General features: G+C 49.3%; 25 protein-coding genes. 14 read left to right on the top strand and 11 right to left on the bottom strand.

Annotated elements, in window-relative coordinates:
• Window positions 1-33: 33 nt before the first annotated feature.
• From PUP29_RS06205 to PUP29_RS06165, 9 genes are all read right to left on the bottom strand, one after another.
• Window positions 34-525, bottom strand: a complete 492-nt coding sequence (locus tag PUP29_RS06205; protein WP_009266803.1) for a nucleotidyltransferase domain-containing protein — start codon at window positions 523-525, stop codon at window positions 34-36.
• 51 nt (window positions 526-576) lie between these two features.
• Window positions 577-954 carry a TnpV protein gene (locus PUP29_RS06200; RefSeq protein ID WP_075877044.1) on the bottom strand — a complete coding sequence of 126 codons (378 nt, stop codon included), beginning with the start codon at window positions 952-954 and terminating at the stop codon, window positions 577-579.
• A complete protein-coding gene (locus PUP29_RS06195) occupies window positions 914-1183 on the bottom strand; it encodes a helix-turn-helix domain-containing protein (RefSeq protein WP_075877045.1) in 270 nt (89 codons plus the stop codon). Before PUP29_RS06195 ends, PUP29_RS06200 begins: the two co-directional genes overlap by 41 nt.
• A 138-nt stretch (window positions 1184-1321) precedes the next feature.
• The gene (locus tag PUP29_RS06190) at window positions 1322-1480 is read right to left on the bottom strand and encodes a Maff2 family mobile element protein (RefSeq protein ID WP_094762465.1); all 159 of its coding nucleotides are present in this window, start codon (window positions 1478-1480) and stop codon (window positions 1322-1324) included.
• A 95-nt stretch (window positions 1481-1575) separates the two neighbouring features.
• Window positions 1576-3411, bottom strand: a complete 1836-nt coding sequence (locus tag PUP29_RS06185; protein ID WP_353424034.1) for a VirD4-like conjugal transfer protein, CD1115 family — start codon at window positions 3409-3411, stop codon at window positions 1576-1578.
• A complete protein-coding gene (locus PUP29_RS06180; protein ID WP_243130919.1) occupies window positions 3398-3832 on the bottom strand; it encodes a PcfB family protein in 435 nt (144 codons plus the stop codon). The genes PUP29_RS06185 and PUP29_RS06180 overlap by 14 nt, the downstream gene beginning before the upstream one ends.
• A gap of 99 nt (window positions 3833-3931) precedes the next feature.
• The gene (locus tag PUP29_RS06175) at window positions 3932-4645 is read right to left on the bottom strand and encodes an antirestriction protein ArdA (RefSeq protein WP_353424033.1); all 714 of its coding nucleotides are present in this window, start codon (window positions 4643-4645) and stop codon (window positions 3932-3934) included.
• A gap of 1 nt (window position 4646) precedes the next feature.
• Window positions 4647-4988, bottom strand: coding sequence for a DUF7768 domain-containing protein (locus PUP29_RS06170; RefSeq protein ID WP_087234751.1), 342 nt, complete (start codon window positions 4986-4988; stop codon window positions 4647-4649).
• A 294-nt stretch (window positions 4989-5282) separates the two neighbouring features.
• Entirely contained in the window at window positions 5283-6806 is a 1524-nt protein-coding gene (locus PUP29_RS06165; protein ID WP_353424032.1) for a ParB/RepB/Spo0J family partition protein, read from the bottom strand.
• Between the two features lie 577 nt (window positions 6807-7383).
• Here PUP29_RS06165 and PUP29_RS06160 point away from each other — a divergent pair.
• The 12 genes from PUP29_RS06160 (at window position 7384) to PUP29_RS06105 (ending at window position 18893) form a co-directional block, all read left to right on the top strand.
• Window positions 7384-8445, top strand: a complete 1062-nt coding sequence (locus PUP29_RS06160; protein ID WP_079546691.1) for a LacI family DNA-binding transcriptional regulator — start codon at window positions 7384-7386, stop codon at window positions 8443-8445.
• Window positions 8446-8672: 227 nt separating this feature from the next.
• Complete coding sequence (locus tag PUP29_RS06155) at window positions 8673-9908, top strand: anhydro-N-acetylmuramic acid kinase (RefSeq protein ID WP_079546692.1); 1236 nt, start codon at window positions 8673-8675, stop codon at window positions 9906-9908.
• Window positions 9909-9949: 41 nt separating this feature from the next.
• On the top strand, window positions 9950-10996 hold the full coding sequence (locus tag PUP29_RS06150) for a sugar ABC transporter substrate-binding protein (RefSeq protein WP_353424031.1): 1047 nt from the start codon (window positions 9950-9952) through the stop codon (window positions 10994-10996).
• A gap of 123 nt (window positions 10997-11119) precedes the next feature.
• Complete coding sequence (locus tag PUP29_RS06145; RefSeq protein ID WP_079546694.1) at window positions 11120-12616, top strand: sugar ABC transporter ATP-binding protein; 1497 nt, start codon at window positions 11120-11122, stop codon at window positions 12614-12616.
• Window positions 12613-13590, top strand: coding sequence for an ABC transporter permease (locus PUP29_RS06140; RefSeq protein ID WP_079546695.1), 978 nt, complete (start codon window positions 12613-12615; stop codon window positions 13588-13590). Before PUP29_RS06145 ends, PUP29_RS06140 begins: the two co-directional genes overlap by 4 nt.
• Before the next feature lie 42 nt (window positions 13591-13632).
• Window positions 13633-14613 carry a type I phosphomannose isomerase catalytic subunit gene (locus tag PUP29_RS06135; protein ID WP_353424030.1) on the top strand — a complete coding sequence of 327 codons (981 nt, stop codon included), beginning with the start codon at window positions 13633-13635 and terminating at the stop codon, window positions 14611-14613.
• The gene (locus PUP29_RS06130) at window positions 14610-15860 is read left to right on the top strand and encodes an MFS transporter (RefSeq protein ID WP_353424029.1); all 1251 of its coding nucleotides are present in this window, start codon (window positions 14610-14612) and stop codon (window positions 15858-15860) included. The genes PUP29_RS06135 and PUP29_RS06130 overlap by 4 nt, the downstream gene beginning before the upstream one ends.
• Window positions 15823-16488 (top strand): ribulose-phosphate 3-epimerase, encoded by a 666-nt coding sequence (gene rpe / locus PUP29_RS06125; protein WP_079546697.1) that lies wholly within the window; start codon window positions 15823-15825, stop codon window positions 16486-16488. Before PUP29_RS06130 ends, rpe begins: the two co-directional genes overlap by 38 nt.
• 806 nt (window positions 16489-17294) lie before the next feature.
• Window positions 17295-17645, top strand: a complete 351-nt coding sequence (locus tag PUP29_RS06120) for a demethoxyubiquinone hydroxylase family protein (protein WP_353424028.1) — start codon at window positions 17295-17297, stop codon at window positions 17643-17645.
• Between the two features lie 14 nt (window positions 17646-17659).
• On the top strand, window positions 17660-18472 hold the full coding sequence (locus tag PUP29_RS06115) for a family 1 encapsulin nanocompartment shell protein (RefSeq protein ID WP_079546699.1): 813 nt from the start codon (window positions 17660-17662) through the stop codon (window positions 18470-18472).
• A gap of 110 nt (window positions 18473-18582) precedes the next feature.
• The gene (locus PUP29_RS06110) at window positions 18583-18756 is read left to right on the top strand and encodes a hypothetical protein (protein ID WP_353424027.1); all 174 of its coding nucleotides are present in this window, start codon (window positions 18583-18585) and stop codon (window positions 18754-18756) included.
• Between the two features lie 14 nt (window positions 18757-18770).
• Window positions 18771-18893: a hypothetical protein gene (locus PUP29_RS06105; protein ID WP_353424026.1), complete on the top strand. Its 123-nt coding sequence runs from the start codon at window positions 18771-18773 to the stop codon at window positions 18891-18893.
• A gap of 98 nt (window positions 18894-18991) precedes the next feature.
• Here the strand turns inward: PUP29_RS06105 and PUP29_RS06100 are convergent, their stop codons facing one another.
• Complete coding sequence (locus PUP29_RS06100) at window positions 18992-19531, bottom strand: DUF2284 domain-containing protein (RefSeq protein WP_079546700.1); 540 nt, start codon at window positions 19529-19531, stop codon at window positions 18992-18994.
• Between the two features lie 244 nt (window positions 19532-19775).
• On the bottom strand, window positions 19776-22151 hold the full coding sequence (locus PUP29_RS06095; protein WP_079546701.1) for a glycoside hydrolase family 3 C-terminal domain-containing protein: 2376 nt from the start codon (window positions 22149-22151) through the stop codon (window positions 19776-19778).
• Window positions 22152-22509: 358 nt separating this feature from the next.
• On the opposite strand from PUP29_RS06095, the gene PUP29_RS06090 reads away from it, so the two are divergent.
• Complete coding sequence (locus PUP29_RS06090) at window positions 22510-23982, top strand: peptidoglycan-binding protein (RefSeq protein WP_079546702.1); 1473 nt, start codon at window positions 22510-22512, stop codon at window positions 23980-23982.
• On the top strand, window positions 23940-24506 hold the full coding sequence (locus PUP29_RS06085) for a hypothetical protein (RefSeq protein ID WP_079546703.1): 567 nt from the start codon (window positions 23940-23942) through the stop codon (window positions 24504-24506). The genes PUP29_RS06090 and PUP29_RS06085 overlap by 43 nt, the downstream gene beginning before the upstream one ends.
• Window positions 24507-24545 lie beyond the last annotated feature (39 nt).

Here is a 24545-nt window from a genome sequence, read left to right as displayed (position 1 = left end):
AAAGTGGAATTTATCTTAGAAATTACAGCAATGTTATTTTGATAAACTTTCAAGAATTGAAATATCATGCTTATCTTTATCTCTTAATTCATAACCTGAGTGGAAAACTCTTTGACCTTTTAAGGATATACAAGGAATTGTTTTTCCTTCAAAAAAAGCACTACCAAAGTAATCTTTTTCAAACTCATACCAGCCACCCTCTAAATCAGCTTGTTTTGAAGTTCCGTCCTCATTTAAAACGAACGGGTGAATGTCTAAGTAACCAAGTTCATCACTATATAACTCTATTCTAACCGGTTTCCAGTCTGTATCAATTTTATAGCCCAGATTCAAAAGCACATTTAACAATTTTTCCGTATGTTGAGCATCAAAATTTATATCTATATCTCTATGAATTCTTGTTTGTTTACCAGCTAAAATATCTACACCCCATCCGCCATCCAACCAGTATGTAATTCCAGTATTTTCGAATAATTCTATTACTTTCATTAAATCTTCTTTTGTTGTTATTTCTTTTCTACCCATACAAAGTCTCCTTTACAACTTCTAATTTGTAATAATCATTCTACCATACCGTTATGAATAAATCATCTCATGCAAAACAATTTCTTCTGCCCGGTTGTGAATGTTATTGCAACGCTGCACCCATTCCATTTGACAGGTACGCTTTAATTCCTCTGTCACGCCCTCGGCAGCTTTCAGCTGTTCCATGATAGTGTCTGACCGTTCCTGTGCCTGTTCGTTCATGTCTACAAGATATGTCCACAATTCTCCGGTCAGTATCAATGTATTCAATCTGGATGGGTGGACTTCTCTTAAATATTCCCGGTGCATCCGTCCATACTTTCCGATGGGGCGGTGTTCTTCCGGAAGTTTCAAATCCGGGATGTAGTAATCTCCGACAAGGATATAGTCAATTCTGTTTTCTGTTATTCTTGGTTTCAATTCGCTCATGTTCCTTACCTCCTGTGGAAGCAGGCTCGTCTGATACTAACTCAATCACATCGGTAATCTCACAATTCAGGGCTTCGCAGATACGCAGCAGCGTTTTCATACTGATATGCTCGCCCTTGCCCATGTTGGCAATCATGTTGGTTGTCAGACCGGCGGCAAGCCGCAAGTCCTCTTTTCTCATGCCACGCTCTTTCAGGGTGTTCCATAATGGCTGATAGCTGATGTTCATAGGCTTCCCGTCCCTCTTTCCATCGTCAAGTGTTCTGCACCCATTATAGCAGAAATCTTGCGTTTCCACAATATTTCTTGACCGCACCGCCGGTTCCGTCTGGATTGTGTTTTCCCTTTCTTCGCTTTTTTATTACATCTAATTAGCCATAAGCTGCTTCATGCCCTGGCTTTTGGAGCCAGGGTTGTCCGAGCCGTATCCCTCCAGGAGATTGACAACGCCCCACACGCCCAAACCAGCGCCGAGAGCTACAACAAGGGTCTGCAAAGTATCAATAGCGGAAGAAAAGAACTGCATATAGCCTCCATTTCTCCGGGTTTTCCCCGGCCATGAAAAAAGCCGCCCGTTTGGGCGGCAGGTTGCGACCTCTGGACACTTTGTCCAGAAGTGATTTATACATAGGCATCCGGATCGTCTACGTCGTCGTAATTGAGGATGTCCTCGTCCTCGCTTACGGGCCCCGCTTCCGATACGTCTACCTCGTACACCTCACAAGCCTCGGAAAGCCCAGGCCGCCTGCGGCGGTTGATGAGCTTATCCAGGTCAAAGGCGTTTTTCTTTTTATCGGCCTCAGCCGTGTACTTGTAGTTCGGGTGCTGTTTCAAATCGTATTTGGACGAAAAGAACGGGGGCAGGCCCCGCAACTGCAAAATGCACTTATCGCCCGGCATGGTAGCCAGCTCGCTGGGGGTCATCAGCTCCCGGCCCAGCCGCTGGGTGTTCTGGTTGTAGCTTTCCGACTGACCACGGGAACGGCCCTCGGTCTGCATGGAGATGGTGGCCTTTCCCAGCCAGTTCTCGGATATTTCCTTAATGGTGGAGCTTTCCCGCCCGCCCAGGAAGATCACGCTGTCCATGTTGCCTAAGATCGTTTCCGCGTTGTCCTTGTAAATGGCCTTGCATTGGGCGTACTGCTGGTAGAACAGGCACAGGCTTACCTCACGGGAACGGATGACGGCCACCAGCTTCTCCAGCGAGGGCACCTGGCCTGTGTTGGCCGCCTCGTCCCACAGCACCCGCACATGATGGGGCAGGCGGCCCCCGTGAACATTGTCCGCCCGTTCGCACAGAAGATTGAACATCTGCGAAAAGGCCAGGGCCACAATGAAGTTATAAGTCGGGGTGGTGTCGGAAATGGTGAAGAAAACCGCCGTTTTCCGATCCCCGATGCGGTCAAGCTCCAGTTCGTCATAAGACATGATCTCCCGGAGCTGGGGGATGTCAAAGGGGGCCAGCCGGGAACCGCAGGAAATAAGGATTGATTTTGCAGTTTTGCCGCTGGCCAGCTTATATTTCTTGTATTGCTTCACGGCAAAGCAATCCGGCTTGCGCTTTTCCAGGCCCTTGAACATATAGTCCACCGCGTTCATATAGGACTCGTCATCCTCTTTCACGTCCATGCCGGAAATCATGTCCACCAGGGTATTGATGTTCCGATCCTCGGCAGGCGCTTCAAAAATGATATAGGCAATCAACGCACAATAAAGGAGCGTTTCTGCCTTTGTCCAGAACGGATCGCCCTCCTTGCCCTCGCCTTTGGTGTTCGCTATGAGGGTATCGACAAACTTTAGGATGTCGGCCTCATTATGGATGTAGGACAGCGGATTGTAGTGCATGGATTTTGAAAAGTCGATGCTGTTGAACACTTTGACCTTATAGCCCCGGCGTTGCAGGAAAGCCCCCACCTGGGAGAGCACCCCGCCTTTTGGATCGACGCACACATAGGAGCTGTGCGCCTGGAGTAGCTGGGGAGTGAGCCAGAAGCGGGTTTTGCCCGACCCGGACGAGCCGATGATGCAGGCGTTGAGGTTGCGGGCGTTGGCCGGGTTTTTAGGCCGGGTGTTCATGGTGAGAAACTCCGTCTTTGTCAAAATGACGTTGTTCTCAAACTTCGGATCGACAAAGGGCTTGATGTCTTTTTCGGTGCCCCAGCGGGCCGATCCGTATTCTTCATCCCGCCGGAATTTCTTTGCGTTCTTGCTTTTCATATGGATCAGCAGGCGGAAGCCCACCGCGCCCACAATGCCGATGAGCCAGTCAAAGGGATGGAGCCCCGGCGCAAAGTCGGCAAAGGCCGGGCCGATGCTCTGGCCCAGGCCCATCAGCTTGTGAGCAAAGTCCGCTCCGGGAGCCAGGCGGTAGGCCGTCCCCAGCTTTAGGCAGGCCCACAGGATAAACAGGTACGGGATGTTGGGTATCACATATTTCTTAACGCTATCTGTCCTCATGCACCGCCTCCCTTGCACGTTCTTTCTTGTGGGACGGCTGGCGGGCCAGTTCAGCAGCGGCCCGTTTGAGCTGTTCCCGGATCGGGACGCGCCGGGACTTGGAACGCTTCATCACGCGCCGGGAATATTCCGAAAAACAAGCGGTGATGGCATCGGCCTGCCCACTTTTGAAAAACAGCAGGTACTTATCCGGCCCGGTCTTATAAAAGGCATAGTCTACATTCCATTTCCGGGCCACCCGGTCAAAGTCCTTTGGGGACTCCACCTCGATGCTGTTCGTGGCGGCCCCGTGGCCCATGAGCTGGCGCACCGTCTGTTTGCCGTGGGGTGTCTGGCGGGCCCGGTGAGCTTTTTTGATCTTCCGGCCCACCGCCAGACACGCCTGGGCCAGCACCCGGCCCGTGAGCTTTGTCGCCTTGATGGAAACTGCTATGGTACGTCTGGAAACGTCCTCATCAATCAGCCGTATCCCTCCTTTCCATGAAAAAGGCACCTCTGGACAAAGTGTCCAGAAGTGTCGTTATCGCTCCTCATGCTCCTTTTTGGCAATCTTCCGATAGCCCTCCAGTGAGGAGCCGTCAATAATTTCTTTGTAGGCCGCCATCTGCTCCCGCACCGAGAGCTGCGGGAACGCGAAAACCTTATGCTCGGCGGGAATGTCCTCGATCCTGTGGTAGTGCTCGATGAATTTGCCGCCGTTGTTCAGCACATAGCCGCCGGGGGCAAAGTGGCCGTCCTCGTTGATCCGCACGTCCCGCCCGTATGCTTCATAATCGAAGTAAGGGAGCAGGTGATCGGGAATGTCAATGGCCTCCATATCCTCCACATAAATGCGGCCCAGGGTTTCATCGTCCTCCACACCGGGATAAAACTCGTAGCAATCCAGGTTTTGCGCCAGATTGATCAGGTCAGCCACGCTGGAAGTATGTTCGCCGCTGTCAATGACCGCCTCAAACTTCTCCAAGTCGCCTTGATCCAGCTCGGAGAGCAGGCAGGCCAGATGGTTGAGCTCGTCCAGGTTTTCATACTCGCCTAAGTAGTCATAGAGCCCCAGCACATCACCGTCAAAGCTGGTGATGAAAAATTCCTCATACCGCACCCCATCCACGCCGATGCGTTTCAGAAGTCCCTGCACCTCCTCCGTGGTAGTGGGGAATTTCAAGGTTTCACCGACCAGCTCGCCCTCGTTGTATTTTCCCAGGTTCGTGATGTAGGCTTCAAACAGGGACGCCATATCAGCGGCGGCCCTGGCCCTTGACGGTCAGGATGCCCTCAAGGGTGGTAGCGGTGATCCCCAGCCGCTGGGCCACGGCAATATCATTTTTCATGGACTCGGTGATCGTATGGCCGCACACCACCAGCACACGGGAACGCCGGAGCAGGTCACGGCCCATGTCGATGCCGTTCTTGTGCTCCTCCGGCACCGCGTCATTGAGGAACAGCGGCAGATAGAGCATGGGGCAGATGGGGGAATAGCCCGCATCGTAAACTACACGGCAGAAATGCGCCGCCTGTTCCATGTCCACCGCAGGATCGCCGCGCCATGCGGCGGTAATATAAGCAAGGGATCGTTTCATCTTCAACACCTCCGATATTTATAATAGGTAGTTCGACCCTATCCCCCGCCCTTTCCCTATCCAGGGAAAGGGGGCGGCTCTGGAGGATATATACCCCCGCCGCGCCGCTGGAAGTAGCACAGCCGGGGCAGACCGTCAAGGGCAAGCCGCCGCGAGCGGCGGTGCGTTGCACCCTTGACGGCCCACTCCCGGCTGTGCAGGAATATAGGCGGCGACGGGGGATATATCACCACAGAGCCCATCCCAAGCGCGGGGCGCTTACCTCTGGACAAAATGTCCAGAAGCGGGGCCCGGTTACTTCTCCAAGTCCTTTTTCTTGTCCGGTTTCGCCAGTTCGGGCGGCTGTTTCTCTTTCCACTCGTCCAGCAGGGCCATGATCTGCTCCTTCATTTTGGCAGGAGTGACCTCCTTGCCGAAATACTTAGACAGTTCAGCAGTCGAAATAATCACACCGCGATCCTCCTTTTTTTCTTCACTCAAAATACCGTCAATCACATCGCCGTTGAGCTTGCCCTCCTTGTCCAGCTCGTGGAGCCTCTTCGCCTGGGCCACCGAGGGGGAGGACTGCTCCCCGTCAATGGAAACGGCAATCAGCCGCTGGTTTTCCGGCCTGATATACGAGATCTCCACCGCAGGCATAAAGCCCATCTGCTTTGCGTCCACCTTGTCCAGAAGCTCCGGCACCAGGGAGTTAAGGCGGATATACCGCATGACCTTTTTATAGTTCATGTCGTGTTCCTTACCCACGATCTCCACCGAGAGCTTACCCAGGGCCTCGGCCTCTTTCTCCGTTTTCGGGCGGGCTCCCTGGCGTTTGATGGCCTCCACCTCCAAATCCAGGAGCTTTGCCAGCTCGCTGGGGAGCGGATCGCCGCGCTGTTTATTGCTGTTCCGCATTTCCCGGACGGCTTCAAGGTCAGTCATCTCCCGGACAATACAGGGCATTTCCTCCAGCCCGGCCCGCGCACCACCATGATGGCGGCGGTGGCCCGCGATAATCTCATAGCCCTTGCCGTCCTTTTCCGGGCGGACGGTGGCAGGGGTCATAATGCCGTGTTCCTTGATCGTCCCCACCAGATCGTCCATCGCCTTATCGTCCTGCACCTTGTAGGGGTGTTCCCGGAACGTGTGGAACGGATGGAGCTCCGACATCTTCAAATAGACGATTTTTCCCTCTTCCACCGGGCGGGGCGGCACCTCCGGCGTGGGTGGCAGCTTGATCTCCGGCGGCGGGACTGCCGCCTCCTTGACAGGAGCGGCCTTGCCCGGCTTTACCGTCTTAGCGGATTTAGACGCAAGCGCACCGCCGGAGCCCGTTTCCTTGCCCTTGTCGGCTTTCTTACCTCTGGACACTTTGTCCCGAACAGAGGGCGGAGCCTCCTCACGGGCCGCCTTGTCAACCTTAGACGGGCGGCCTGTGCGGGGCTCCGCCGCTTTCAACTTTTTCTCCACAGTCGGCCCAGCCTGCTCTTTCGGCGGACGGCCCCGGCGCTTCGGCGGCTTATCCGCCTCCGGCGTTTTCTTATCCGGGGCGGGAGCAGAAGCCTCCTTGCCGCCCTTATCAGCGGCCTGGATGTCCGAGAGGTTGATCACCTTGCCGGACGGCGCGGGAGCGTCCTCACCCATACCGGGGAGAACGGTCTGCTGGGTATGCCCCCCAGCGGCGGGCTCCGCATGAGAGGGGGCCGCTTGATCCCCACCAGGGACAGCGGGCCCCTCGGTGTGCTCTGGCGCGGGCGGATCGCCCGGCCCGGACGGGGCCGGAGCTTCCGGGGCTTTCTTTTCCTCCGGGCTCACGTTTACTTTTTCATCTGCCATTGGCTAACCTCCTTTTTCGTGAGATGAAAAAAGGCCAGACCTCCCGGCCCGGCCAGCTAAAAATTCCCCCTTTCGTTTTAGTATTAAGTCAGCACCACTCCTTTCCAAAACCGGGCCATGAAAAAAACGCCGCCTTTTTCTTGAAAAAAGCGACGTTTTAGTGTAGGTTGGCTCGGTTTTTGTTGTGATTTATGATTATGCCTTTGTAAAGAAACCTAAAGAAAAAAGAGAATAAAAATACCAAACAGCAATATTTCTATGAATAGATCGGTACAAAAAACGGGTTGACTGACAGCATTTGTATAAAAGACAAAATAAAAGAGAACGTTATCAACAAATCTCTTGACAATATTTTTTCCTTTTTGTATAATGAAGTCGTTAGCAAGATAAACCGTAAATAACGTTTTGTAATATTTCAATAAGATTTTTAATATAAATACATTTAGGAAACGAGATCTGCATATTTCCATAAAATATTAGAATACATGGAAAAAGATTTGTTTTTCACGGAAAAGTATCTGTATTTGCTCGAAATATTGATAACGTTATCAAAATGCGGAAGAGAGTATAAGGGAAAATGGAAAGCGTGACAGGAAAGCAAAATATTACAATTATAGACGTAGCGCAAAAGGCAGGATTATCGTCTGCGACTGCTGGACGTGTACTCGGGGGATATGGAAACGTTTCGGAGAAAGCGCGTTTAAAGGTGATGAAAGCAGCTAAGGAACTTGGCTATATGCCCAACGCGATTGCGCAGAGTATGAAGAGTCAAGTTACCAAAACAATAGGAGTTCTGGTAGGGAATATTGCAAATCCGTTTTTTAGCGAGATTATTCATTCTATTGAGGTGAAAGGCGCAGAAGCAGGATATAGTGTGATCATTGCCAATACGGGCGAAGATATCGACGAGGAAGTAAAAGCTATTAAAACATTATATGCAAAGCGCATTGACGGCCTGATCATTGCAACGGCGCAGCCGAACGATATGATACTGGATGCCTCAAAAAAAAGGTTATATGCCGGAGCTGTTCCGGTAGTATATATTGACCGTGAATTATTGAATGTCAACGAATTGACCATTAAAGCGGACAATTTTTCAGGAAGCTATGAAGCGACTCGCTATTTGATACAAAAGGGACATGAAAATATTGGCTTGATCGCAAGTATTTTTACATCAACTATGTACGAGAGGATCGGCGGATATAAAAAAGCATTAAGCGATGCGGGGATACCTTACCATAAGGAATATATCAAAATTGGGAGCAATGCATCGGTTGAAGAAGGAAATCGGTTCACGAAAGAGTTACTGGCGCAAAACACGGAGCTGACAGCTTTATTCGTTCTTAATAATATTACATGTACAGGGGCGTTGCTTGCCTTGCGGGAAATGAATAGAAAAATTGGCCGTGATATTAGTTTCATTGCTTGGGACGATTTTGAACTAGCGAAGATACTTGATCCACCGTTGACAACGGTAACGCAAGATCCTCAAAAAATGGGAGAATTGGCTGCGGAAAAATTATTTGAGAAAATCAACGCAAAACGGGAGAATAAGGAATGGTTGGGAGAATCGACGATCGTACTCAAAACACAAATGATCGAACGCCAATCATGCTGTGATATTAACCTTTTAAAATAATAATTTACTTTAAACTACGGAGGTGATGAGATAGGAAAGAGGTTTTTATTTACGGTTTAAAAAAGGCAGCACAGGAGAGACAAAAAAATGCTACAAACATGTAGCGATGTTTGTAGCATGGGCGGATATCAGGGAGAAGATGTGTGTTCTTTTTGTACCCTTTTATCCATTAGGATTATATCACTATATTGATTAAAAAGCAAATCTCAAGTTACAAGGAGGAAAAAATGGCATTAATTATGGGGATGAACAGCGGTTCATCATTTGATGGAATTGACGTTATTCTTGCGGAAACAGAAATTGCGGAAGACGGTTTTCCGAAACCGACAAAATTTTTGAAGGGAGGATCATATCCATGGCCTAAAGAAGTGGAAGATATGATCGTACCTGCATTCGACAATAAAGTCGATATGGTAGGACTTACCCGCCTTACCTATATTGCGGGAGCACAGATGGCGGAAGCGGTCCGTCAGTTCATGAAAGAAAACGGAATTGATCCGAGGGATATCGAAGTATTGGGAGTAGACGGCCAGACGCTCTATCAGGAGCAGCCCGACCATGTGAAGATTGCGGCGATGACAGACGCGCAAAAGGATGACTGGGTACATCGTTGGTTGAATGGGCCGTATCCATGCGGTTACCAAATTGGCGATACATCTGTGATCGCCGGCCTGACCAATATCACTACTGTGACGAATTTCAGACAGGCCGACCATGTATGGGGCGGCAGCGCGGCACCGTTGATGCAGTACTTTGATTTCGTTTTATTCCGGGATAAGGAAGAGCCGACACTTACGCTTAATATTGGTGGGATCGCAAATGTGCATCTTGCATATAAAGACCGCCGTAAAATGGTTGCTTTCGATACCGGCCCCGGGAATTTGATGTCTGACAATGCAGCAAGAAGGCTTCTTGGGCAGCCATGCGATTATGATGGTGCTGTTGCGGCCAAAGGAACGGTAAATGAAAAAATGCTGGCGGAATTCATGGAGCATGAATTCTTCAAGCGGCCTGTACCGCGTTCCGGATGGAAGTATGATTTTTCGGAAGAATATAGTGACAAAATGCTGGATAAATATTCCCATCTCTCCACGGAAGATATTATGGCGACGATCTGCGCTTTCACGGCGGAAGCGATCGTACGGAATATGAACGATTATATCCCGCAGGACATGCTTAAGCGGGTAAAGGTGATGTACGCTTCCGGCGGTGGAGTGAAAAATCCGACTATTATGAAATATATCCAGGAAAAGCTGCCGCGAAATATCCGCCTGACATCTTCTGATGAGATCGGTATCCCGCCGGAATATAAGGAAGCGTGCAAATTTGCAACGCTGGCATATTCGACAATGAATAATATTGCGGACAACATTCCGGCGGCATGCCATGCCTCCCAGTATACGATTATGGGAAAGGTATCGTTCGCACCGTGGAAAGCAAAAAATGTTGGACCCTTGGATTAAAAAATGTCCTAAAAAATAATTAAAAGTGTGAGGTAAAAAACATGAAAAAATCTATTATTGTAACGCTGGTATGTCTGATGGTTATTTCGGCAATGCTGTTTACGGCTTGTGGCGCACCGGCAGCACCTGCGGAATCGCCGGCGACGGAAACATCCGCGTCGTCTGAAGGCTCCGCTTCAAAGGCGCCGACGGAGAGCGGCGGAACGGCTTCGGCAGAAGGAATAAAGATCGGATTCTCTTTTGGACAAAGTGTTCATCCGTTTTTCGTAGCCATGCAGCAAGGGGCGGAAGCTGCGGCGAAAGAAGCGGGAGTACAACTGGTCGTGACAACTGCTGATTATGAAGTTGAGACACAGGTTTCGGACGTGGAAAATCTAATGCAGCAAGGTGTAAAAGCAATTATGGTAAACCCGATCGACTCTGCGGCGCTTAGCAATGTATGCAACGAAGCGTTGGAAAAGGGGATCGGAATTTTTCCGGTCGATATCAATGTGGACAATTGTGAGGTAACGGCATTTGTTTCTTCTGACAATAAAGAAATCGGAAAAATGGAAGCGGAATACATTATAGAGCAGTTGGGCGGCGCAGGCACAGTTGCGTGGCTGGGAAATCCGAGCATCACATCCCTGCGTGATCGACAGGAAGGCTTTTTCGAAGTGATGGATGCGCAAGAGGGAATCAAAGTTGTCGCGACGAACGAAACTGCGGCAATCGAAAGGACCAAAGCACTGGAAGCAGCAGAGACTATCCTGCAAGCGAATCCTGATTTGGACTGTATAGCAGGCTCCAACGAATCTTCTGCTCTGGGCGCGCTTTCGGCGGCACAGGCTGCCGGCAAAACCGATATTCTGATTACGGGAGTTGACGCAACAGAAGACAATCTCAATGCGATCAAATCTGGAACGCCATTTTCGATGGCAGTTGCTCAGGATCCATACCAGATGGGTTACCAGGCAGTACAGAATGCACTCAAATGGATTAATGGAGAGGAAGTGGAAGAGTTCATTTCCGTACCGATCGGCCTGATCACAATCGATAATGTGGATGAATATATCGAACGTGAAGCGCAATACGCTGCCGCTGAATAAAAATTGGAAGTAGAGTTGACGTGGGGGGCTGGGGAGCTTTACGGTTCCCCACACTCTGCTCAAAAAGGTTAAGAGTACTATCATTTGGAAAGGTGTGGTAACGTGCCCAGAAAAATTTTGAATATGAAAAATATCACCAAATCCTTTGCCGGCGTTACAGTGCTTGACAATGTACAATTCGACCTAATGGAGGGCGAAGTACATGCACTGATGGGTGAAAACGGAGCAGGGAAATCGACCCTGATGAAGATATTGACGGGCGTATATACAAAAGATAACGGGATCGTAGAAAAATTGGATCAGGCTGGAACTATGGTGCAAATGGAACATATTACACCAAAAGAAGCACAGGAGCAAGGAATTAGTATCGTGTTCCAAGAGTTCAACCTCCTTAACAATATGAGTATTGCCGAGAACGTTTTTATCGGCAGGGAACCCAAAACAAAAGCGGGCACAATGGACTGGAAAAAACTGTATGCAGATACCCGGGACATATTGAAGCGCGTCAAAATAGATAAAGAACCTCATGTCTTGGTCTCGGAATTGAGCGTAGCGGAAAAACAACTGGTTGAAATTGCGAAATGCCTGTCCTATCAGGCAAACATTATTGTATTGGATGAACCGACTTCCAGTCTGACAGACCGCGAAGTAGATATTCTATTTGACTTAATTACCGAACTGAAATCCAAGGGAACAAGTATTATTTATATTTCCCATCGAATGGAGGAGATTTTTAAAATAACAGATCGTATTACGGTATTCCGGGATGGGAAATTTGTTGATACATTTAAAACGGCTGACACTACCAATGAAAAATTAGTGCAATGTATGATAGGCAGGAAGCTAAACTTAGAAAAGAACACTCAGGCGAAGAATTACAAGGATAAGGAAGTTGCACTTGAAGTTAAAAATGTGAATGTAAATGTTACACTGAAATCAAAGCCTTTTGATTTCAGACTCCATAAAGGGGAAATATTAGGTTTTTTTGGACTCGTAGGCGCAGGCAGGACCGAGATGGCACGTATTATCTTTGGGATCGATAAAGCGGATGAAGCAGAAGTGTATAAAAACGGCCGGAAGATTACCATAAAGTCGCCGATCGACGCGATCAATAATGGAATTGCGCTGATTCCGGAGGACAGAAAAGAATTGGGGTTGGTTTTATCCCTATCCGTACAAAATAATTTGGTATTATCATGCCTGAAGAATTTAAGCCCGATCAGGATGCGAAAAGCTGAAGAGAAAGAAATCGCCCTGAAATATATCAAAGACCTTTCAGTAGCCTTGAGCAGCGAGGAACAGGCGGTAGAGGAGCTTTCCGGAGGGAATCAGCAGAAGATTGTTTTGGGGAAGTGGTTGGCGATGAAACCCGACATTTTGATTATGGATGAACCGACACGCGGAATCGACGTAGGAGCAAAAGCGGAGATTTATTCGATCATGCGGCAGCTTGCAAAAAACGGAACAAGTATTTTGATGATTTCGTCAGAAATGCCGGAGATTTTACATATCAGCGACCGCGTGATCGTACTTTATGAAGGACAAAAAACACTGGATGCACCTGTTGCGGGTCTCGATCAGGAAAAACTGATGCATGCAGCGATTGGAGGGAATGAATGATGTCGAATAATGAAGCAAGCATCGCTTCTGAAGCGAAGCGCGGGAGAAAGATTACAAACCTTCGGCAATATGCGCTTATTTTTATTATGGTTGGTCTGTTTGTGGTCTTTGCCTGTTTGACAAACGCATTTTTTACGCCGGATAATTTGCTCAATATGTTCCGGCAAGTGTCGATGATATGTATCGTTGGCGTCGGTATGACAATGATTATTATTCTGGGAGATATCGATCTGTCTCCGGGATCGGTGATGGCATTTGTCGGTGTGATGGGAGCGACGGTATATAAAGTGACACAAAGCCCTTTCCTGACCTTGGTATTTTCGCTTGCAATCGGCGCGGGAGTTGGCTTTGTAAACGGATTCATCACTGCAAAAGGCCGGATCCCGGCGTTTATCACGACGTTGGCGACGATGCAGATTTTCCGCGGAATATCTTTTATTTATACGGGAGGCAATCCAGTATCGGTATTTGATGAAGGCTTCACACAATTTGGAACGGGATACGTGGGTGCGATCCCGCTGCCCGTCGTGTTGATGGCTGCGGTTGTTGCTGTTGGCATTTTTATTACGAAATATACACGGTTCGGACGGCATATTTATGCAGTTGGCGGGAACTCCAAAGCAAGTCAATGGTCCGGTATTAGCGTCGACAGAATAAAAATTGGTGTGTTCACTCTGAGCGGCCTTTTTACCGGGTTGGCGGGGCTTGTGATGGCGGCGCGTCTTGGATCAGGGCAGCCTTCGGCAGCAGATGGATTTGAAATGGACGTTATCGCTGCCGTCATCTTGGGCGGGGCATCTTTAGCCGGCGGTAAGGGAACGATTTTTGGAACGGTCATCGGTGTGATCATTATTGGCGTTCTGGCGAATGGGCTCACACTATTGGATGTTTCCTCGTATTGGCAGCAAGTAGTAAAAGGACTGATTATTGTCGTTGCAGTCCTCATAGATACAAAAAGCAGGAAGAGGGCATGAGCGGGGGATACTATACCCCCGCAGGGCTTCGTGAGGTGATATATGCTGTATCCATTTAAATTTGATCATATTTATATCAATAAAATATGGGGGAGCCGCGATTTTTCATTGTTCCGCAGCGATCTTCCCGAGGGGAAGATAGGAGAAACATGGGATATTGCCTGTCATGAAGAAGGTACGAGTATCGTAACGAACGGGCAATACGCGGGGAAAACATTACAGGAAATGGTTGATATGTTCGGCCATGATCTGCTTGGAAGCAGAATAGATTTGGAAAATTTTCCTTTCATGATTCGTTTGGTCAATCCGCGGGAAAAGCTGTCTATCCAGGTACATCCCAATGATGACTATGCGCGCAGCAAGGGTATGGCGGCGGGAAAGACAGAGGCATGGTATGTGATGGAGACCTTTGAGGAGCCGTTTTTATACTTGGGCACGAAAGAGTGTACGGCAGAGGAATTCCGCAAGAGCATCAAAACAGGGGAAACAGAAAGGTATATGAAGCGCTATGAAGCCAAAAAAGGAGATGTATACCTGCTTCATAGCGGTTTAGTGCATGCGATGGGGAGCGACCTGATCATGGTGGAAATCGGACAAAACTCCAATACAACTTACCGTATCTTTGATTATGGACGCGGAAGGAAAATAGATGTGGAAGATGCGTTCCATGTGATCGACCTCAATATGCAAGGAAAACGCTCCCCGGGCGTTTCTGTCGACCACAGCGGATACAGGCGGACGATCTATTTTGTTCATGAAGCATTTGCATGGGAATGTTATGAGATCAGTTCCTATATGAAAAGCTGTACAGACAAAGAGCGCTTTCATACCTATACCTGTGTCGAAGGCTGTGGAGTGCTGAGATATGGAAGTGAATGTGAATATATCCGATGCGGGGAAAGCGTGCTTATGCCGGCCGGCATGGGAGAGTATGAAGTACAGGGCAATTTGAAGCTGCTTAAATCGTATGTACCAGATAAGACGCGCGCAAAACAGGAATTGTGCAAAATGATAGGGATATGAAAAAAGCAGATTACAGATATACGGTGCGGGCATGTTATATGGGATATATCGTGTTGGCGATCGTGATAAATCTAACGCCGATCCTGTTCGTTCCGCTGCAAAGCCTGTATGGAATTACCTATGCTCAGCTTGGCATATTGATTTCGGTAAATTTTATTGTACAGGTAACATCTGATCTTGCGTTCGGCCGAGCGGCCGATGTGTTGGGAGCGCGCCCATTCGTAATATTAGCACAAGTGCTGGCTGCAGCAGGTTTGCTGGTATTTGTGTTTGCGGCAGACTTGTTTGCAGATATATTTACGGGTTTGCTGATCGGTACGATCCTTTTTTCGATAGGAGGCGGACTGCTGGAATTGCTGATCAACCCTATTGTGAATGCAATCCCGACTAAAGAGAAAATTTCAGCCATAAATATACTGCATTCCTTTTATTCATGGGGACAGATTGCGGTCATTATTGTTACTACGGTACTCATTTATACATGGGGAGCGGCAAGCTGGCGGCAGATTGTATTGTTATGGCTGACAATTCCGGCAATTAACATATTTTTATTTTCCAAAGCACCTATTGCCCCTTTTGTAAAAGAAGGTAAACAAAAGATGCCGCTTAAAAAAGTAGCGAAGAACAAATACTTCCTGCTTGTGGTGTTATGTATTATTATGGCCGCAGCTTCTGAGCATGTAATGGGCGAATGGAGTTCGACATTTATGGAAAAGGCTGCGGGATTTCCCAAAATTGTCGGCGATACGGCAGGCGTATGCATGTTTGCGCTTATGATGGGAGTGGGAAGGATCATCTATGCCAAATCGGGGGGAAAAAATTTACTGAATGCTCTTACTGCAGGTGCAGGCTTGGCTTTGGCGGCATATTTATTAATTGCATTTACAAATAACGGTATGTTGGCACTGACAGCATGCGCGTTGTGCGGATTCGCGGTAAGCATCATGTGGCCGGGCTGCATCGTACTTGCAGCGGACCGTTTTCCGCGGGCTGGAGCTTCGATGTTTTCCTTGCTTGCGGCAAGCGGAGACGCGGGTGCGGCATTTGCGCCATGGCTTGCAGGTATGGTCGCGCAGGGAGTTTCTGTGGTAAATGGAGACCAAGCGGGCCTTCGAATGGCAATGATGATAACGGCTGTATTTCCATTGATTATGATAGCAGCCATGATAATGATCAAAAAAGAACATAAAAATGAAAAGGAGTATAAAGATGAAAACAGGGATCTCAGCATCGATGATGTGCGCTGATTTTATGGATATGAGAAAGGACATACGCGCAATGGAGGCAGCGGGAATTGAATACCTGCATTTTGATATTATGGACGGAAGTTTTGTGCCAAATTATGCATTAGGGGTATGCATGATCGAACAAGTCAGAAGAGAGACGAATTTACCACTAGATATCCATTTAATGGTAGAACGCCCGGATCTAAAAACAGGGTACTTTCCTTTTCGTGAGGGAGATACAGTATCGGTGCATGCAGAAAGTACGGTCCATCTGCAAAGACTATTGCAATCGCTTGGAAAGGAAGGGATACATCCGGGTATTGCAATGAATCCTGCTACTCCTGTTGAAGTATTGGAATATGTGCTGGATGTGGCGGATTTTGTGCTGGTAATGACGGTGAATCCGGGATTCGCAGGACAGGTGATCGTAGAAGAGACACTGCGAAAAATTGAGAATGTACGCAGCTATTTAGATAAACGGGGATACCGGGATACGGTGATTCAGGTCGATGGGAATGTAAGTTTTGAAAATGCAAGAAGAATGAAAGCTGCCGGTGCAGGAAATTTTGTGGCGGGGAGTGCAGGATTGTTCCGGACGGATATGACGCTTCCGGAGGCTATTAAAAAGCTGCGTGATGCTATTCAGTAGAAATTATATTGGACAGTTTTTTGATTTTACAGCGATGGGGATAAGAAACATATAAAAATTTGACCGTAAAAAGCACTTAAAACGGCGCTTTTTGCGGTCAAATTTTTATGGCTTTTTGGGAAAGCATACATAGTCTGTCCGATGGTTAATACCTGCCTATCTAATAAACCGGAGAAGAATTTTGACATTGCGACGAATAGCTCCTTTTAATGCAGCAGACGCGAAAGATAAAGGGATTTCTGTATGCGGTTTGACGCGCCTAACAAGCTTTGGATCTGTGGCTTTCTACTTAGAAGCAGGTACACCACCTCATACGGTATTCAGATACATGATTTTCAATATCAAAAAATCTCTGAAATTACGATTCAATATCATTACCGATCCCAAATCAGAACAGACGCTAAAACACTATACTGTCTGCCACAGCTATGGTATCGTGATATATTTCATAGGCCTTGTTTTTACATGCAGCAGATAATGCGGTATATCTGCTGCCCAAATCGTTCGGGGCTATGATTGAGCAATACAGCATCGTAAGAAATCATTTTGTCCGCGGCCTATACCGGTAAGAACTAAGAAACGGCGGTAAAAAGCATCTGTGCGGCTTCACGGCTGCTGCTGTATCAAAACCTCCGGAACAGTAGCTTGGAATCGGTAAAGAACAGTCCGCCTGTGGACGGGATCGCTCATTAAAATTTTTTTGTTTTTGTTTGGACGGCAAATGGGAAGGGTATGTATAAGCCCTACAAGGAAGCCGCGGGGAGGAACGAGCCGCCGCGGCCAGCAGTAAAAAAGGAGTGAGATTTATGCCAAGTTTTGGAGACCCGTTTGCGGGAAATGTGGAAAGAAGATTATCAAAGGGTGAACTGATACAAGCGGTGCGTCTTGATATTGCAGGAGAATTGGAAGCGATCTATTTATACGATGCGCACGTTATGGCAACAGACGACGCTGTTGCAAAAACGGTTCTTGCGGATATTCGTGATGAAGAAAAAGCGCACATAGGGGAACTCATGACGCTCCTGCAGCATCTTGACCCGGATGAAGCAGAGCATTTTGCATTCGGTGTACAGGAGGTCAAGGAAATGATGGAAAAACTGGGAACGCCGGATGAAGCGGCAGTCAAGGCGACGGTCGGCAGCCTTCTTGACAGGTAAAGGAGGAAACGGTTATGGATTATTTATCAAGAGACAGTGCGCCGTTCGGCGAAAAGCTTTGGAATGAAATAGACGATGCCGTTGTAGAAGCGGCGAGAAGAAATTTGATAGGCCGCCGCTTCCTTACGGTATTTGGACCGCTCGGTGCAGGCGCACAAAGCGCTGTGATAGACGGAAAGAAGAAATCGGAGATTTTTGAGGATGGGATCGTACGGACGGAGGACAGGCAGTATGCAGAGATCCCGCAGGTATACGATGATTTTATCCTCCTGTGGAGAGATATCGAGGCCAGCAGCAAAGAGGGATATCCGGCAGACCTTTCCTCTGCGATCGAAGCGGCGGGATCATTAGCGCGCAGAGAGGACAAACTGGTTTTCTTCGGCAACCGCGCTCTCGGGCTTACCGGCCTTACAAATGCGCCGCAGGCGAATAAAATCAAGCGCGGGGACTGGACAAGCGGCGAAAATGCATATACGGACATTGCAAAAGGCCTGACGATGCTGAATGATAAAGGATTTATCGGGAGGTATGCGCTGATCGTGAGTCCGGATCTGTATTTGGACCTGCAGCGCATCCAACCGGGTACAGGCGTACTTGAGATCGACCGGATATCCAAAATGGTAGACGGAAGAATATTACGCGCTCCGGTTCTCGGCATAAAAAAAGCGGTGCTCGTTTGCTGTGAGCCGCAGTATATGGATCTTGTGATCGGACAAGACATAAAAACTGCTTATCTTGAGCTTATACAACTGAACCATCATATGCGTATATTAGAAACGGTGCTTCCGCGGCTCAAGAGACAGGAAGCGGTCGTATTATATGAATGATATGATGTGACACTATTACAAAAACGTAATTTTATTGTAAGTAAACGAGATGGCATGGTTTTGTCCGAAGAAGTAAGATAGGATCAGAAAAAGGCAAGGAGGATAAAATCATGAAACAGATACTGTTCTGGCTCATCATAGGCGCGACGGTGCTTGCGACTCTTCTATATTCAGGTGTTTCGGCAATTGCAGGAATGATAAAGCGAAAAGGAAAAACACGGAAAGGAAGAGAACGGGAAATGAGCCATATCATGCGCGACGCGCGGTACGCGATGATAAAATAGAAAGGAAGATATCTGTGAGCAAAGTGAGAAAAGCGTTATATGCGGCGGGCGTATGGATCGGAACGGTCCTGCTGGTCACGACAGGCGCAAACGAACAGGAAGCTCTGGAAATACTTCATGGCCGCGAAAAAGAATAGATAGACTGACAGGAAAAGCCCGGACGAAATTTCATCCGGGCTTTTGAGCGTTTTTGACCGGCGGGAAACACGAAGCATACAGAAATAAGATCAGGCAGTCATGCCTGCCGAAACAAAACGACCCCCGTGTTGGTGACGGTGTTAGGCCCGTGGATATAACCGAGCCCGCATTTTGCGCATAAGACAGAGACATTGATGCCGCATGCCTCCACGGAAATGTTTTTCCGCTCCGGGAAACGGCAGGGAGCGTCAGGATATGTACATGTTCCGCACAGGGTGCAGCCGCCCGCGCCGAGCACAAACGAAGCGGGAACATTCGCTTGCACAAAGGAACGGATGCCGTCCGTAATACCGCCGAAAACACGTCCTGCCTCCATCATGCCCTCGTAGTCAAAGGAATCTTCCAATGCGCCTACATATTGGTAAACGACTCCGGATGGATATTCGCGCACTTTGCAGGACAGCTCGTCTACTGTACCGCAGCCGGGCGGACAGCCCCAATTTGTACCGAACGCACCGCAGCTGTTCATTTCACACAGTGTGCGGAGGTCGGGCGAAAAGCTGATATCAGCGACTTTGACCGGCGCAGTATACAAAGCGCCCAGCCGTTTCAATTCCCTTGTGATCTTCTGTTCCATGCATATTCTCCTGTCTGGCCGCAGCCTGCACCTGCGGGCCGCCGGGTCGCCCGCGGAGAACGCGGGACTTTTATTTATTATAGCATAGGCATGAAAAAATGAAAGGATGAACAAACCGGTACAAACAAAAAACCGGCATTTCGCCGGTTTTTTGCTGATTGGGGGTATGTATTGTTTTGGCGCCACTTCGGCCCGCAGGCGTCGGTGACATAATATATATAACCTGCATATCTCACAGTAAACACTATTTTGATTTTAATTTTCGTTTTTTTCGTTTCCGTGCCGCAGAGAACAGGGCAAGAAGCCCCATAAACACCTGACCGTTCAGAATCATCAAAACACCGCGCGCCATGCCATAGGTAAAAAGGCCGCCCGACATCGACACGAGCACCCGCATAGGATTTTCCTCAAGAAGCTGCATCATGATCTTATGGCTATGATAACCTCCGGGGTCCATATGCTTTTCTGCGAACCGGGTGATGACACGGTGAGCCGCCCGCCCGATCGCGACGGAATCAAAATCTTTCAGAGTAGCGTTGATGGTAAAAGGATGAATGCTGAAAGCGACGCTTGGAATACGCTTGAAAAGACCATAAAATTGAACGGCGTCCCAATGGCCGTCACGAGCCACGGGATAGGACGGCGCTGCGGTTCCCGAAGGGATTTTTATAGCGGTATCGAGACGCAGGTCGCGTGAGGAAGCGCCGATCAGGACATGCGCATCCCGCATCAGCTTCCAGCCCTCAGAAAAAAAGGAAAAATCCCGGTCTGTGAGCGTGAAGGAAACGCGTACGCTTTCGCCGGGCTGCAGGAATACTTTTTCAAACCCGCGCAGCTGCTTCAGAAAGCAGCCGTCCTCCTGAACATAGCATTGGACGATCTCCGCGCCGGCACGGCTTCCTGTGTTTTCGATCTGTACACTCACAGTCACTGTTCCTCCGGGCGCGATGCTTTCAGCATCCGTCTGTATATCGGAATACGAAAAATCCGTATAGGAAAGGCCGAAGCCGAACGGAAACAATACCTCCTTTTCTGCCGCATCATAGTAGCGGTAGCCCACGTAAATACTTTCCCGGTATTCCACATTGTGCCGGTCGTCCGAAAAAAAGCGGAAGGCAGGGGTATCCGTCAGGGCAAGCGGCCACGTCTCGGCGAGCTTGCCGCTGGGATTCACCTCGCCCGTCAGGATCTGTGCCATAGCAGAAGCGCCTGCTTCACCGCCCAAATAGCAATTTACAAGCGCAGAAACGGAGGAGAGCCACGGCATTTCTATAGGCGCGCCGCCGCATAAAAGCAAAACGACGGGCCGTATGGCGGCGATCCGCATGATAAGGTCTGTCTGATTTTGCGGTATACGCATGTGGGAACGGTCTATCCCTTCTATTTCATAGCGCGGAGGAAGTCCGGCAAGGATCACGGCGACGTCGCATTCGGCAGCGACGCGCTGTGCCTCGGAAATAAGCGTTTCGTTCGGAGCGTCCTCTGCGATGGAATAACCCTTTGCATATTGGTAATCGATCCCATGCATACGAAATACGGTCAGCGCATTTTCCAGCTCAAGAGGCTGTATCATTGAGCTTCCCGCCCCCTGATAACGGGGATTTTCCGCAAATTCCCCCAACAGGGCGATCTTTGTGTTCGGCTTTAGAGGAAGAAGCTCTTCGTTTTTCAGCAAAACAGCACTTTCCGCCGCAGCCTTTCGTGCAAGTGCATGATTTCTCTCCGCATCATAGCGATGGGGAAGCGCCTTGTTTTCTTCGCAGCGGAACACAAAGGAAAGAATATGCCGGACGCATTCGTCCAGTGCGTTCTCGCCCAGTGAACCGTTTTTTACTGCACGCAGGATACGTTCGGTATTTTCTTCGCCGGAATAGGGCATTTCGAGGTCTAAGCCGGCGGCGATTCCCTTTTCGCGGTTATAGCAGGCTCCCCAGTCGGAAACGACGAGGCCGTCGAATCCCCATTCCTCCCGCAGGACGCCACGGATGAGAGCAGGCGTTTCTCCGCAGTATACTCCGTTCAGCATGTTATAGGCGCTCATGACGGCATAAGGCTTTGCTTTTTTAACGGCGCGCTCAAATCCGGAAAGATAGATTTCACGCAGGGCGCGCCTGTCTATGATGGAGTTGGAAACCATACGGAAATATTCGCGGTTGTTTGCGGCAAAGTGTTTGATGCAGGCGCCTGTACCAGTGCTTTGTATCCCCTTTGTCATTGCAGCGCCGAGCTCGCCGGAAAGCAGCGGGTCTTCGGAAAAATATTCGAAGTTCCGGCCGCACAGGGGAGATCGCTTGATATTGATGCCCGGGCCGAGCACCATGGAAACGCCCTGCTCCCGCGCTTCGCTTCCAAGCGCCTCTCCGACTTCGTACAGGAGGGCTCTATCCCACGAGCAGGCGGTCGTCGCGGCAGAGGGAAAGCAGGTTGCCGGAACAGACTGCTCCAGCATGGCGGTGCTCTTATCATATTGCTTGCGCAGGCCGTGCGGGCCGTCTGTCATGAGAACGGAGGGGATTTCCTGCTCCTCTATGGGATAGGTGTTCCATGCGTCGGCGCCGGAGCACAGGCGCGCCTTTTGCTCGAGAGTCAGCCGTGAAATAATTGGATCGATCCGGTCCATAAAAACAGAGTACCTTTCCTTAATATAGAGAGAAAAAGCAGAAAATGGGCCGCATGCAGAAAGCGGGATATCCCGCGGTCCTTTTTAAGCTGCCGAAAGCTGTATACAGGAAGATGCCTTTTCTCCAATCGTATTGATATTATTATACCATAGAAGGCCGGAGACAAAACGATGAATGCGGCCTGTTTTTCCGGAAGCAAAAAATTTTTAACAAATACGTGAGAAGCGGATAGCAAAAGGAAAATACAATAGATTTGTTACGCAAATATTACGAATAAATTAAAAAACTGTGGACAAATCAAAAGAAATGTAGTATACTCATAACAAATTCGCGGAAGCGAACAAAAAGGAGACCAACATGATTAAGCCATTTGGGAAACACAGAACGTTTGTCAGAGCCAGACGTAACGGAGACGTTTCCTCACATAGCAGTACGGTATCCCGTGCGGCAGTGCGTTACCGTGCCAGAAAGAAGAAACGTTTGTTTACGGTGGTGACGGTCGCTGTTGCATCGGTCATGGTTCCGATCATGATCGCCTCGGCCGCGACCGGGGATATGAGCATGCTCCCGCAGGCGGAACCGACTGCACAGGTCGCCGAGGCAAATGCGGTTGCATCTCATGAAACGAACGACGCAGAGCCGTCCGCACTTCCTTCGGTGACCGAGCTGTATACGGCGCCGGAACTGACGGAAACGACACAGGCGGCAGCTCCGGTACAGTCGGAAGCCTCCGCTGTTACGGCAGAAGGAGAAACGGCGAAAGCTCCTGAGGAGGAAACAACGCAGGATGCTGCGCAGGCTCCGGCCGAAGAGCAGCAGATTCCGGTCACTTATGTGGAAGGCATGACCGATGCAAAGGTGCACGAGATCCAGCAGAGACTGATGGACCTTTACTACATGGGTGAAGATGAAACGACGGATTATTTCGGACCGGCTACCAATCAGGCGCTGAAGTATTTCCAGCGCAAGCATGGCCTTACGGTAGACGGTGCCGCAGGCCCGGAAACGATGGCGCTTCTTTTCTCGGACGAGGCTAAGGAATACTCCATGACGCTTGGCGCTGCGGGCGCAGACGTAGAAAATATGCAGGAACGCCTGATCGAGCTGGGTTATCCGATCTCGGAAGCAACGGGCTATTTTGGAGAAGAGACTGATTCCGCAGTACGTTATTTCCAGAGAATGAGCGGCCTTACGGATGACGGCAGCGTAGGACACATGACGCAGGAGCTCCTCTATTCGGATAACGCCGAAAAGTCTCTCGAATATGTAGAGCAGCAGGAACAGCAGGAGCAGCAGGAAGCTGAGGCACAGCAGCCGCAGCAGCCGGATGAAAACGCAGGACAGGAGGAAAGCGCTCCGGCGGAGGATACCTCCGGCAGCGGAGAGAGCCAGCCGGCGCCTCCGGCTCAGGAAGAGAGCGCCCCTGCGGAAGATACCTCCAGCGATGATTCGCCGTCCTATACGGCCGATCCCGGTTCTGTAGAAGCGTTTATCGCAGTCGCGGAGGCACAGCTCGGGAAGCCGTATGTACTCGGCGGCAAAGGACCCAATTCGTTCGACTGCTCAGGCCTGATCTACTATTGCCTGCGTGAAAGCGGAAACGACGTTCCTTACAGGACGTCTGCGGGATGGAGAAGCACAGATTATACGACGATCACGAACATCAATGATCTCCAGCGCGGCGACATCATCTGCATGGATGGCCACGTAGCGATTTATCTCGGAGCCGGCATGGTGATCGATGCGTCCTCCAGCCAGAACGCGATGGTGAAGCGGGAATTTGGTTCTTGGTTCCGGAACGGCTTCATCTGCGCGAAGCGGCCCTTGTAAGGAATGTGCATCGCGAACTGAAAGAAAGCAGAAAATTTCCTGCCCCGAAGGGGCGGGAAATTTTTTTATTATTGAGCGGATACCGGCGGAAGATACCAAAAACAAAAAGCGGGTTGACTTTAAAAATACAGTATGCTGAAATCCAACTGTTCATCGGAGGACTGGTCATCGCAACGACCGGCCGAGCAGTGTACGGCCATAGTCGAGAAAATGTCAGGTACGCCCGGTTATTGAGAAATAACCGGGCTTTTTTTATACTTTTCAGCTTGGTAAAAAAGAGGAGGAAGCACCATTTATTTTCAAGCGATGATGCAGCCGAAGGCGGCATTTATCGTTACCGTGGGAAGAGGGTTCGTGATAAGCGGGCTGCTCATTTTTCTTTTGTCCGCTATTGCCGGAGCGGATTCCATTTGGTATGCGATGCTGATAACAGAAGGCTGACCGCCCTGTACGCAGTTTCCGTGATGATAAAATATACCCGGAAACTGCCGGAAAAAACGGAGAAAGAGCCGGTGCTGCAATAGGCCCGCAGGCCTGCGGCGGAAAAATGGAAAAGGCCGTAT

Origin of the sequence: Christensenella massiliensis, from assembly GCF_040409835.1 — a bacterium.
Taxonomy (GTDB): Bacteria; Bacillota; Clostridia; order Christensenellales; family Christensenellaceae; genus Christensenella; species Christensenella massiliensis.
This window is presented reverse-complemented; position numbering and strand designations above follow the sequence as displayed.